This window comes from Pseudoalteromonas sp. JC3 (genome assembly GCF_030291895.1).
In the GTDB taxonomy this organism is placed as follows: domain Bacteria; phylum Pseudomonadota; class Gammaproteobacteria; order Enterobacterales; family Alteromonadaceae; genus Pseudoalteromonas.
This window is the reverse complement of record NZ_CP127855.1, coordinates 3,925,098-3,937,500: the sequence shown is the minus strand read 5'-3', so window position 1 is coordinate 3,937,500 and position 12,403 is coordinate 3,925,098. Positions and strand designations below refer to the sequence as shown.

The following is a 12,403-nucleotide window of genomic DNA, read 5'->3' as shown; positions in this document are numbered from 1 at the left end:
CCTACTTCCAGGAAAAGCCTCTAAGCTTCAGTTCATACTGAATCGTACCCTAAACCGACACAGGTGGTCAGGTAGAGAATACTAAGGCGCTTGAGAGAACTCGGGTGAAGGAACTAGGCAAAATTGTACCGTAACTTCGGGAGAAGGTACGCTCTTGTTTGTGAAAGACTTGCTCTGTAAGCAAACGAGAGCCGCAGTGACCAGGTGGCTGGGACTGTTTATTAAAAACACAGCACTGTGCAAAATCGTAAGATGACGTATACGGTGTGACACCTGCCCGGTGCCGGAAGGTTAATTGATGGGGTTAGCTTAGGCGAAGCTCTTGATCGAAGCCCCGGTAAACGGCGGCCGTAACTATAACGGTCCTAAGGTAGCGAAATTCCTTGTCGGGTAAGTTCCGACCTGCACGAATGGTGTAACCATGGCCACGCTGTCTCCACCCGAGACTCAGTGAAATTGAAATCGCAGTGAAGATGCTGTGTACCCGCGGCTAGACGGAAAGACCCCGTGAACCTTTACTACAGCTTGGCACTGAACATTGACCCTACATGTGTAGGATAGGTGGGAGGCTTTGAAGCAGGAACGCTAGTTTCTGTGGAGCCGACCTTGAAATACCACCCTTGTAGTGTTGATGTTCTAACTTAGGCCCCTGAATCGGGGTTGAGGACAGTGCCTGGTGGGTAGTTTGACTGGGGCGGTCTCCTCCCAAAGAGTAACGGAGGAGCACGAAGGTTTGCTAAGTACGGTCGGACATCGTACGGTTAGTGTAATGGTAGAAGCAAGCTTAACTGCGAGACAGACACGTCGAGCAGGTACGAAAGTAGGTCATAGTGATCCGGTGGTTCTGAATGGAAGGGCCATCGCTCAACGGATAAAAGGTACTCCGGGGATAACAGGCTGATACCGCCCAAGAGTTCATATCGACGGCGGTGTTTGGCACCTCGATGTCGGCTCATCACATCCTGGGGCTGAAGTCGGTCCCAAGGGTATGGCTGTTCGCCATTTAAAGTGGTACGCGAGCTGGGTTTAGAACGTCGTGAGACAGTTCGGTCCCTATCTGCCGTGGGCGTTTGAGAATTGAGAGGGGCTGCTCCTAGTACGAGAGGACCGGAGTGGACGAACCGCTGGTGTTCGGGTTGTGATGCCAATTGCATTGCCCGGTAGCTACGTTCGGAACTGATAACCGCTGAAAGCATCTAAGCGGGAAGCAGGCCTCGAGATGAGTTCTCACTTTGACTTAGAGTCAACTGAAGGGCCGTTGAAGACTACAACGTTGATAGGCGAGATGTGGAAGTGCTGTGAGGCATTAAGCTAACTCGTACTAATTACCCGAGAGGCTTAACCATACAACGCCAAAGTGGTTTACTAGAATTGTTCCAGACAATTCCTAGCATGACCTCCATCCATGGAGGCCTTAGCTAACAGAAGTTAATAGACTAAAGTAGACAAAAGAATTTAATCGCTTTTTCCAGATTTACATTGATGAAGGAGACTTCATTGATGAACAGAATTTCCTGGTGACTATAGCGTTTTGGACCCACCTGACCCCATGCCGAACTCAGAAGTGAAACAAAACAGCGTCGATGATAGTGTGGATTACCCATGTGAAAGTAGAACATCGCCAGGGCCAAATAAGAGAAACCCGTTGCAGCAATGCGACGGGTTTTTTGCTGTTTGGGGTAAAGTACTTCCATGTAGCATCTCCCCTTCACGCGTCCTTGCGCTCACTTCCTCGAACTGCGAAGCGGTGCTTCGGTTTCTCGTCACCCAAACTCAGAAGTGAAACAAAACAGCCGAAGGGTCGGCCCCGGTCAATGATAGTGTGGGATTTCCCATGTGAAAGTAGGACATTGCCAAGCACTTATTTAAAGAAAGCCCGATTCGAAAGAGTCAGGCTTTTTTGCTATTTGGGGTAAAGTACTTCCATGTAGCATCTCCCCTTCGCGCGTCCTTGCGCTCACTTCCTCGAACTGCGAAGCGGTGCTTCGGTTTCTCGTCACCCAAACTCAGAAGTGAAACAAAACAGCCGAAGGGTCGGCCCCGGTCAATGATAGTGTGGATCACCCATGTGACTCTCTATTTAAAAAATGAGAACATCCTACTTCGTAGCGAGCCAGGGCCAAATAAGAGGTTGATGAAAAGCGTTCATCCATGAACTTCATCGACATTCGAACATCCATGTACATCAAAACCCGTTGCAGCAATGCGACGGGTTTTTTGCTATGTGTGATTTAAAAACCTCGCGAGGTAAACTCGCTCCTACCATAGTATAGGCACAGTGCAACATGGTGGGAGGTGGTTCACCCGCCGATGGCATGTGATGAAAGTTTCGGCTCAAAGATAATGTGGAACACCCATGTACATCAAAACCAGTTTCAACAATACGACGGTTTTTTCTGTTTGGGTATAGCTTTGGGGCATAGAAAGGCTCGCGAGGTGCACTCACTCCCACCATAAACACAGTATTGTGGGAGGTTTGAGAGGGTTAGGTGGTTAAATAACGCGAGAGAAGCGGGTGTTTTTGACTTGGTTTTGTAAGTAAGCATCAAAGCACATGCAGATGATGCGAATAAACAAATTGCCGTTACTTGTGACTTTTATGGTGTGTTCATTCAGCTCTACCAGTCCATCTGCTGCTAGCGGCTCTAGAGCGTTAAGTGCTTGAACGAAATATTCGTCAAAATTTATATCATAACGTTGCTCGAACACCTTTTTATCTAACTCAAAATGACAAATAAGCTGTTTGATCACAGCCGCGCGTATTTCATCATCACCACTTAAGGTTATCCCTTTAGTGATCGCACATCTTTTATCACTTAAAGCATGATAATAAGGTTTTAACTCTTTCTCATTTTGCAAGATCATATGACCAATTTGAGAAATGGATGACACACCAAGACCTAACAGGTCGCACTCGCCATGAGTGGTATAGCCTTGAAAATTACGGTGTAGATGCCCTTCATTTTGCGCCACAGCCAGCTCATCGTCTTTTTTGGCGAAGTGATCCATACCGATGAATTGATATCCAGCAGTGGTCATCTGTTCCAGTGTTTGCTTAAAGATCTCAAGTTTTTCTCCCGCACTTGGCATGTCGGCTTCTTTTAGCTTTCGCTGTGCTGCAAATCTATCCGGAAGATGGGCATAGTTAAATACAGAGACTCTATCGGGAGAAAGCGCAATAAGTTGCTCAATCGTTTGCTTGTAGCTCTCTACTGTTTGAAATGGTAACCCATAGATCATATCCATATTAATAGATTTAAAACCGAACGTTCTCGCTTCAGTTAAGGTAGCCAGCACTTCATCTAGATGCTGTGGGCGGTTTACCGCAGCTTGTACTTCATCATTAAAATCTTGTACGCCAAAAGACACACGATTAAATTCGAGCTCGTGTAGGTGACGCATCATATTTGGTGCAAGTGATCTTGGGTCTATTTCAATACCACGCTGTGCACTTTGAGAGAAGTTAAATGCACTATTGAGCATTTCGATTAGACGTGTCATTTGCTCTGTAGTTAAGAAAGTTGGTGTACCACCGCCTAAATGAAGTTGTTCTACACGATACTCAGAAAATAGCGGCGCTTTTGCTGCGATTTCTTGTGCTAAGTAATCTAGGTAAACGTCAGCTTTGGATTGATGACGAGTAATGATTTTATTACAGCCACAGTAGTAACATAGTTGATGACAAAAAGGGATATGAATATACAGCGAGAGTGAACGAGATTTAGAGCCCGTAATAGCCGCTTGTAACTCTTTTTGGCTATAACCAGACTCAAGCGATAAGGCCGTTGGATATGAGGTATATCTAGGACCAGATATATTGTACTTGTTGATAAGGGAATCATTCCAAATAGGTAAATTAATCACGATACGCACTCTCGAGTTTTATTAAGAGTGTCAGTGTACTTTTTACCGTCTGGGCTAGACTTGCCTCAGATCAAAACACGCCGCGATTGCGACGTGTTTTAGTGTTTGATTAAAGCTTAAATTGGTTTACTGTTGAGTTAAGCGCCTTGGCTAAGTCGTTCAAGTCGCGGGCTTCATCTGCCAGTACATTGGCGTGGTTAGCCGTGCTATTGACGAGCTCATTAATTTGGTTAAGGCTATTGTTAATATCTTCTGCAACAACGGTTTGCTGCTCTGTTGATGTCGCAATTTGATGGCTCTGGTCTTGTACTGTCGTGACCGACTCTGTGATTTCTTTTAAGGCATCAAGCACGGCTTGCGTTTCCTCTACGGTCCCCTCTGCGCGGTCTTGACCTTGCTGCATCATCACTGAAGCTTGTTGTGCAATTTGCTGTAAACGAGAGATCATATTGCGGATGTCATCGGTAGACTCTTGCGTGCGGCTTGCAAGCGATCTGACTTCATCAGCAACCACCGCAAAGCCTCGACCTTGCTCGCCCGCTCTGGCGGCTTCTATGGCGGCATTGAGTGCCAGTAAGTTCGTTTGTTCAGCAATACCGTTAATCACATCGATAACAGCACCTATGTTACTGGTTTCTTGTTCAAGTCCGGCAACCACTTTTGCGGCCTCACCAATATGGAGTGCTAGTTCAGTCATGACTTCTTGGGCTTGTGATGAACGTCCTGCACCTTCATTGGTAATACGTTGTACGACATCAGCGGCTTGGTTGGTCTCTTGTGCATTACGTGAGATTTCAGTCACAGTGGCTGCCATCTCGGTCACTGCCGCGCTTACGCTATCTACCTGTTCTTTTTCGCGCTGAATTTCGCTGTTAGTATTGTTTGATACTTCACGCAATTGGGCGGAAGCATTACTTAATTGCTCAGCTTGTGCTGCGGTATCGAGCATCATTGCTCTAAGTTTATCGATGAAGGTATTCATATGCAGCGCGAGTTGACCAACTTCATCTTTACTGGTGATATCGATACGTCTAGTTAGGTCGCCTTCACCTGATGCGATGTCTCGCATGGTTTCGGTTAGCGCTACAATCGGTTTGGTGATCATTTGCGTGGCGAGCAAGATCATTGCCACGATAATGGCTAAGATAATAATCAAGGCTGTGATTGTGCTCATTACGGCGTCATTTACAGGCGCTTCGATCAGCGACACCGGAATAAGTAGGCCAACGTGCCAATCCAATAGGGGGTTGTCTAATTTCACATTGTCATAAACAACATAATACGCTTCCCCTTTGAACGTGACTGTACTATTGCCAACGGGGTTACGCTTGATAGCGGCATTTAGAGCGTCAAAGCCTGATGTATTGGAAAACTGGGATTCAAGGCCATCTAAACCTTCTTTGCCTTTCTCGCCTTCATCTGTGGTAGAGAGTGAATGACCAGTACGCTTGGATAAATGCACAACATTTAAATCACCATCGAGCAAAAAGCCAAAACCTTTATCTTGAAACTTGATACGTTCAACCATATCGTTCAATTTATTGATCTGTAAGTCGACGCCACCCATGGCGACGAGTTTGCCGGCGTTATTGTAGATAGGTTGACGGATCACAGCAGACACTGCACCGGTATTGATATCGGTTGCAATTGGACCAACATACAATTTACCTACATCCAGCGTATCCTGCCACCATGGGCGCTGATAGGCGTAGTAAGGTCGACCATCCGAATATGCTGATGTACGATCATTTTCTTTAAAATATTCACCGGTGTTTGCTGAGGCAATAAAGGCTGAGAGAATATTTTCATCACCTTTGGCGATTCTAACTAAGTCTTCATTGACCTCTTGATAGTCTTTATCTTTAGTCAGATCGGCGCCACGGGTATTATAATTTTCAAACCAATGAATGTTGTGAGGCGTAGAAACAAAGGTTTCAACTACTTTGCCGTATTGGCCAAAGAATGCTTCCATCGCCAATTTTTCAGCTTGAATATAGCTTTGCGTTTCTCGTTCAATTCCATCTCGAGAGAGCGTTGCAATATGGCTGACGAAAAAGCTTGATGCAATAATTAATAATACGGAAATGGTGCCGCCAATTAGCAGCAATATTTTCTTTCTAAGGGATAAATTCTCAAGCATGACACTTCTTATTTTTAGCTTATGCAAACGGTAATCAAACCATAGATAACAGGAGAACGCCACCGTTTGCGTTAACTTCTTTTACATAGATAATACAAGGTAACTTCTTGGTTAAGGTAATATTCATATGAAAGTATTAAATCGCAGTCTGGTGGTACTGGGCGCGGGTTGGCTCGGTGAAGCGTTGTGTCGCGAAGCTGAGTTGCAAGGGTGGCAAATAGAAGGCACCAGAACCCAAGCTAGCGAGATGCATAGCTGGTCAAGGCAGCTGGTCTTAACTGAAAATGGCACCTTAGCGCACTCAATTTCTTTACACAACGCGTATTGGGTGTGTGCGATCCCACCAAGAGCTAGGCATGTCGATAGTAACTATTTAGAAACGTTAGAACAGGCATTGTTACTTGCAAAGAAGATGTCAGCAGCAGGTTTCTTATTGTGTTCGACCACTGGCGTTTATAGCACCGAAAATGGTGAATATGATGAACAAGGTAAGTTAGCGGATAAAGCCAACCAGCGTGTTGATATACTAAGAACTGCTGAAGAGATGGTGCTTAACGCAGGCGGTAAAGTGGTGCGCTTAGCAGGTCTTCAAGGTCCCGGTAGGGAGCCTGGGCGATTTGTAGCAGGAAAAGCCTTGTCTAGCTCAGCGAATGGTAGAGTGAATATGGTTTATCGCGGTGATGTTGTTGCTGCAATCAATACCGTGATCGCGCGGTGGCAGGATGCTGCAGACATTTATAATGTTTGTTATCCAGCACACCCCACGAGACAGGCGTTTTATCAATATCACTGTGAAAAGTTAGGGACTGAGATGCCAAGTTTCGCTTCGTCAAAAGAAGAAGCGCGCATTATCAAAGCCGAGCGTATTACCGAACTCGGCTTTGCCTATCATCATCCGATTGTTAATGAATCTGAGTTAGGCTGAAGGTAAGAGTTGTGCTGGTAGCAAGTGCGCCAGTGCAGCTTGGCCCAATAACGCATTAGCACTTTCAATATCGGGTGCAAAATACCTATCTTTGTCATAAAAGCTCACGACTGCTCGTAATATTTGCTGAGCAGTAGCCACTTTGTCAGATGGCTTAAGTGGCGCTCTAAAATCTAACCCCTGCGCTGCAGCAAGATATTCAACTGCGAGTACACCTTGGGTGTTGTCAGCCATTTCCTGTAAGCGTCTTGCCGCAAAGGTTGCCATGGAAACATGGTCTTCTTGGTTTGCCGAGGTTGGGAGGCTGTCAACACTGCCAGGATGTGCGAGTGTTTTGTTTTCAGAGGCCAGTGCCGCAGCAGTGACTTGCGCAATCATAAAGCCCGAGTTTACACCGCCATTGTTAACTAAGAAGGGAGGCAGTTTTGATAAGCTCGAATCAATAAGCAGCGCGATACGACGCTCAGCCAATGCACCAATTTCAGCAATGGCAAGCGCTAGGTTATCAGCCGCCATCGCGATAGGTTCTGCATGGAAGTTGCCGCCAGAAATAATATCTCCAGCATCAGCAAATACCAGCGGGTTATCTGTTACCCCATTGGATTCTACAAGGATCACCTCAGCGGCTTGGCGGATCTGAGTTAAACAGGCACCAAGCACCTGTGGTTGACAACGCAAGCAATAAGGATCTTGTACTTTTTCACAATCAACATGAGCATCACTTATTTCTGAGCGAGTTTGTAAGATATCTCTAAATGCCAGTGCAGTGTCGATTTGGCCTTGCTGACCACGAACTTCATGAATACGCGCATCAAACGGCGAGCGGCTGCCCATAGCCGCTTCAATGCTCATTGAACCAACGACACAGCTTTGCGCATAAAGATCTTCAGCTCTGAAAAGACCTTGCAGTGCAAAGGCTGTAGATGCTTGTGTACCGTTAAGTAGTGCGAGACCTTCTTTTGCAGCTAAAGTAAGTGGTTCAAGTCCTGCTATTTTTAACCCATCGATGGCATCGATAAGTTCACCACGATAGCGAACCTGACCTTCGCCAAGGATCGGTAAACACATATGCGATAGTGGTGCAAGATCGCCTGATGCCCCGACTGAGCCTTTCTTGGGCACACAAGGATAGACTTCGGCATTAACCAAGGCCGCTAAGAATTCAATTACATCCAAGCGGATCCCAGAGAAACCACGAGAGAGTGAGTTGATTTTTAGTACCATCATGAGTCGAACGGTGCTATCGTCCATTAACTCGCCAATACCGGCTGCGTGCGACAGTACAATAGAGCGTTGTAGCAACTCTAATTCGTCTTTTGCAATTTTGGTGTTGGCCAGCAAGCCAAAACCCGTATTAATGCCGTAAACGGTGCGCCCTTCTTTGATTACTTGCTGAACTGTGTCTGCACTGTTAGCAATAGCGGCTTTCGCTGATTCGTCTAAGCTGAGATGAACAGGCTGTTGATTGATTTGTCGTAACGTGTTTAAAGTCAGTTGGCCTGGGATTAAATTTAGTGAGTACATACTTACTTTCCTTCCAGCATAGGTAAATCTAGTTTTTGTTCTTTTGCACAGTCTTTGGCTATGTCATAACCGGCATCGGCATGACGCATTACACCGGTACCTGGGTCATTCCATAGTACGCGAGATAAACGGGCGTCTGCTTCGTCTGTGCCATCTGCCACAATAACGACTCCCGAATGTTGACTGAAGCCCATACCAACACCACCGCCGTGATGTAGTGAGACCCAAGTTGCACCGCCAGCCGTGTTTAACAAGGCATTGAGTAACGGCCAGTCCGATACTGCATCTGAACCATCCATCATCGATTCCGTTTCACGGTTTGGACTGGCTACAGAGCCAGAATCTAAGTGATCACGACCAATCACAATCGGTGCTTTGAGTTCTCCATTTTTGACCATTTCGTTGAATGCTCGTGCTAAACGCGCTCTGTCCTTCAGTCCAACCCAGCAAATACGAGCAGGCAGGCCTTGGAATTGAATGCGCTCGCGCGCCATGTCTAACCAATTGTGAAGGTGTGGGTCGTCTGGGATAAGCTCTTTAACTTTCGCGTCTGTTTTATAAATATCTTCAGGATCGCCAGACAGCGCAACCCAACGAAATGGACCTATGCCTTGGCAAAACAGTGGACGAATATAGGCAGGAACAAAGCCCGGGAAATCAAAGGCGTTATCAACCCCTTCTTCTAGGGCCATTTGGCGAATGTTATTCCCGTAGTCAGTTGTCGCAGCCCCGCGCGATTGCAGCGTTAGCATGGCTTGTACTTGCACTGCCATAGATTGTTTTGCGGCTTTTACAACTGCTTGTGGATCGCTTTCGCGAAGCGCGGCTGCCTGAGCCATAGTCCACGTTTGCGGTAAGTAGCCGTTTAGTGGGTCGTGCGCAGAAGTTTGATCGGTCACTACGTCAGGCGTGATATTGCGCTCAACCAATTCAGCATACACATCCGCGGCATTGCCTAGCAGGCCAACCGATACTGGTTGTCCAGCAGCCTTAGCTTCATCAATAATAGCTAATGCATCATCAAGTGTGGTTGCCTTTCGGTCCACATAACGTGTGTTAAGACGAAAATCGATTCGTGACTCATCACACTCAACAACGAGGGCGCTAAAGCCTGCCATTGTTGCCGCGAGTGGTTGTGCGCCGCCCATCCCGCCAAGGCCACCCGTTAAGATCCACTTGCCTTTCGCCTCACCATTAAAGTGTTGCTTTGCCATTGCTACAAAGGTCTCGTATGTGCCTTGCACTATGCCTTGTGAGCCAATATAGATCCAAGAACCAGCGGTCATCTGGCCGTACATCATCAGGCCTTTCTTATCGAGTTCGTTGAAGTGATCCCAGTTAGCCCAATGTGGTACTAAATTTGAGTTAGCAATTAAGACGCGAGGAGCATTGCTATGAGTTTTGAATACCCCGACAGGTTTACCTGATTGCACCAGTAAAGTTTCGTCTTCTTCTAAGCGGTCTAACGTTTCGACGATTTTATCGAAGCATGCCCAGTCGCGAGCGGCGCGGCCAATACCGCCATAAACTACTAGTGCATTTGGGTGCTCAGCAACTTCAGGGTCAAGGTTATTCATCAACATTCGCTTTGCCGCTTCAGTCAGCCAGTTCTTTGCGGTAATGTCTGCACCTCGTGGCGCGCGGATCTCGCGGCTAGGATCTAATCTTGGGTTATCACTCATTCTGCTCTCTCCTGTTGTATATACAACCTAAGTGAAACGTCTAGTTGCTGCGATTGCTTAGTTTCACTAGGTTGTTAGTCTATTTGTATTGCATGACAACCGAGGCTGCCATGTCGTTTTGATTTATCTGCCGCGATATTTGGCGACACTTTATGTGTTACGACCTTTGCTTAAAGGTGAGATGACCACCTAAGCGATATTTACTGCCTGGCGAAATTAATCTCGCGAAGCTAACAATGCCCTTTGCAGACCAAGTTCGGCGGATCATTTGTAAGCATGGTTCTTCATTATAAAGCCCAAGCCACTGGCAAACCTCTGGTGATGGCATAACTGCTTCAACGGTGTGTCTAGCCTCAGTGAGTGGCGCGACTTGAGATAAATATTCATGAGGGGTAGTCAGTTCAAAGTTTTGGTCTAAATACTCCGGTGCCAACTGTGGATTGACAAAGCGCTCTTCGACTTGCAGTGGTTGTTCATTTTCATTATGTACAATTACGCTTCTGTAGACTGGCGCGTCCGCTTCTACACCGAGTGCAATAGCGATAGGTGCTACTGCTGCAATAAGTTCAAGCGTTAGTACGGTGCATGAGTATTTGCCATTGCGTGCGTTGACCTCGTCGGCAATATTTCGGATCTCAAGTAACGAAGACTGAGATTTAAAACTGGCAACAAAAGTACCTAGGCCTTGGCTACGAGTTAAAATTCCGGCTTCAGTTAGCTCGCTTAGTGCTCGTCTTGCGGTCATTCGGCTAACATTAAATTGGTCAGCTAACTCATTCTCCGACGGCACGCGCTCGTTTTCGAGCCAGCGCGCGGCGCGAATATTATCGATAATATATTGTTTTATCAGCGCAAATTTAGGAAGCTCAGGCACAATTGTTGTCTCGAGTTCATATTTATGTAAATAAAGATGGCACACTTCTCTTGTATATACAAGTATCCCTGATAGACTCAATGGATAAATCTCGCAGTGAGCGAGTTTCTTTTAATGTGTTGGCATATGGATTTGATTTAGATTAGGACAAGTATGATGTTAGAAGCCGATTTGCTTATTATCGATGTCAATATTGCAACTATGGATCCCAATTTGGATACCCCTTATGGTGCGATAGAAAACGCAGCGATCGCTATTAAAGATGGCAAAATTAATTGGTTAGGCCCTCGTAGTGAACTACCTGAGGTTGACGCCATAGCAACCCCTATTCATAAAGCCAATGGCCAATGGTTGACCCCAGGGTTAATCGACTGCCACACGCATATTTTATTTGCAGGTTCTCGGGCCAACGAATTTGAGCAACGATTACTGGGGGCGTCATATCAACAGATTGCCGCGCAAGGTGGTGGTATCGCAAGTACCGTTAAGGCGACACGATTGGCAGACAGAGAAACGCTATATGTTAACGGTAAGAACCGCTTGAATAGTTTACTCAAAGAAGGGGTTACCACGGTTGAAAGTAAATCGGGTTACGGCCTAGACGTTGAAAATGAGCTAAAGCTGCTAGAAATTAATCAACTACTTAATGAGCATCACCCGATTGATGTGCATAGCACGTTCTTGGGCGCACATGCATTACCCCCAGAATACAAAGATAATAGCCAAGCCTACATTGATTTAGTCTGTGATGAGATGCTGCCACAAGTTGCTTCGCGCCAATTAGCAACGGCTGTTGATGTATTTTGTGAGAACGTCGGATTTACCTATCAGCAAACTGAGCAAGTATTTACTCGAGCACAACAGTTGGGATTACAGGTTAAATGTCATGCTGAGCAGCTATCTAATCAACATGGCAGCGAGCTGGTGGCAAAGTTTAAAGGGCTTTCAGCGGATCATATTGAATATCTTGATGAAGCTGGTGTGGAAGCGATGGCGAGAGGGGATGTGACTGCGGTACTTTTACCCGGCGCTTTTTATTTCTTACGAGAAACGCAATTACCACCAATTGACTTGCTCAGAAAGCATAAAGTAGCAATGGCACTCGCGAGCGACTTCAATCCAGGTACTGCGCCTTTGTGCTCACTGCGATTAATGCTAAATATGGCATGCACATTATTTAGAATGACACCGGAAGAAGCGCTTAGCGGTGTTACGGTTAATGCTGCGAAAGCCTTGGGGTTGAACGACCGTGGAGTATTGAAAGTTGGAACGCGCGCAGACTTAGCGTTATGGGACATTACCCATCCTGCACAGTTAAGTTATCAATTTGGAGTAGCGGACCTGTCAAATTTGTGGATCTTAGGTAAACTTAATCAGTAATGATCCTTTTATAA

The 12,403-nt window shown here is 46.2% G+C and carries 7 protein-coding genes and 2 rRNA genes (1 of these 9 running past the window's edge); 4 read left to right on the top strand and 5 right to left on the bottom strand.

Features of this window, described 5'->3' with window-relative positions; translation table 11 throughout:
• Nucleotides 1-1,346: ribosomal RNA gene (locus QSH61_RS17140) — 23S ribosomal RNA — on the top strand; it begins 1,633 nt to the left of the window's first position.
• Nucleotides 1,347-1,513: 167 nt separating this feature from the next.
• A 5S ribosomal RNA gene (gene rrf, locus QSH61_RS17135) occupies nt 1,514-1,627 on the top strand.
• Between the two features lie 866 nt (nt 1,628-2,493).
• On the opposite strand, the gene hemN is transcribed toward rrf, so the two are convergent.
• The gene (gene hemN, locus QSH61_RS17130; RefSeq protein WP_206472667.1) at nt 2,494-3,864 is read right to left on the bottom strand and encodes an oxygen-independent coproporphyrinogen III oxidase; all 1,371 of its coding nucleotides are present in this window, start codon (nt 3,862-3,864) and stop codon (nt 2,494-2,496) included.
• Between the two features lie 109 nt (nt 3,865-3,973).
• Complete coding sequence (locus QSH61_RS17125; protein ID WP_102057645.1) at nt 3,974-6,004, bottom strand: methyl-accepting chemotaxis protein; 2,031 nt, start codon at nt 6,002-6,004, stop codon at nt 3,974-3,976.
• Nucleotides 6,005-6,131: 127 nt separating this feature from the next.
• On the opposite strand from QSH61_RS17125, the gene QSH61_RS17120 reads away from it, so the two are divergent.
• The gene (locus QSH61_RS17120) at nt 6,132-6,929 is read left to right on the top strand and encodes a Rossmann-fold NAD(P)-binding domain-containing protein (protein WP_206472669.1); all 798 of its coding nucleotides are present in this window, start codon (nt 6,132-6,134) and stop codon (nt 6,927-6,929) included.
• Here the strand turns inward: QSH61_RS17120 and hutH are convergent.
• The 3 genes from hutH to hutC all read right to left on the bottom strand — a co-directional run bounded on the left by hutH (nt 6,921) and on the right by hutC (nt 11,054).
• Nucleotides 6,921-8,453, bottom strand: a complete 1,533-nt coding sequence (gene hutH / locus QSH61_RS17115; protein ID WP_174170529.1) for a histidine ammonia-lyase — start codon at nt 8,451-8,453, stop codon at nt 6,921-6,923. The two genes, QSH61_RS17120 and hutH, sit on opposite strands and share 9 nt — an antisense overlap.
• A gap of 2 nt (nt 8,454-8,455) precedes the next feature.
• Nucleotides 8,456-10,135 carry a urocanate hydratase gene (gene hutU, locus QSH61_RS17110; RefSeq protein ID WP_010607042.1) on the bottom strand — a complete coding sequence of 560 codons (1,680 nt, stop codon included), beginning with the start codon at nt 10,133-10,135 and terminating at the stop codon, nt 8,456-8,458.
• 157 nt (nt 10,136-10,292) lie between these two features.
• Complete coding sequence (gene hutC / locus QSH61_RS17105; RefSeq protein WP_138582995.1) at nt 10,293-11,054, bottom strand: histidine utilization transcriptional repressor HutC; 762 nt, start codon at nt 11,052-11,054, stop codon at nt 10,293-10,295.
• A gap of 111 nt (nt 11,055-11,165) precedes the next feature.
• On the opposite strand from hutC, the gene hutI reads away from it, so the two are divergent.
• The gene (hutI, locus tag QSH61_RS17100) at nt 11,166-12,389 is read left to right on the top strand and encodes an imidazolonepropionase (RefSeq protein WP_206472688.1); all 1,224 of its coding nucleotides are present in this window, start codon (nt 11,166-11,168) and stop codon (nt 12,387-12,389) included.
• The last annotated feature ends 14 nt before the right edge of the window (nt 12,390-12,403 follow it).

Excerpts from the sequence above, each read along its gene's own strand:
- hutU (WP_010607042.1), bottom strand. The coding sequence starts at position 10,135 with ATGAGTGATAACCCAAGATTAGATCCTAGCCGCGAGATCCGCGCGCCA.
- QSH61_RS17125 (WP_102057645.1), bottom strand. The coding sequence starts at position 6,004 with ATGCTTGAGAATTTATCCCTTAGAAAGAAAATATTGCTGCTAATTGGC.
- hutH (WP_174170529.1), bottom strand. The coding sequence starts at position 8,453 with ATGTACTCACTAAATTTAATCCCAGGCCAACTGACTTTAAACACGTTA.
- hutI (WP_206472688.1), top strand. The coding sequence starts at position 11,166 with ATGTTAGAAGCCGATTTGCTTATTATCGATGTCAATATTGCAACTATG.
- QSH61_RS17120 (WP_206472669.1), top strand. The coding sequence starts at position 6,132 with ATGAAAGTATTAAATCGCAGTCTGGTGGTACTGGGCGCGGGTTGGCTC.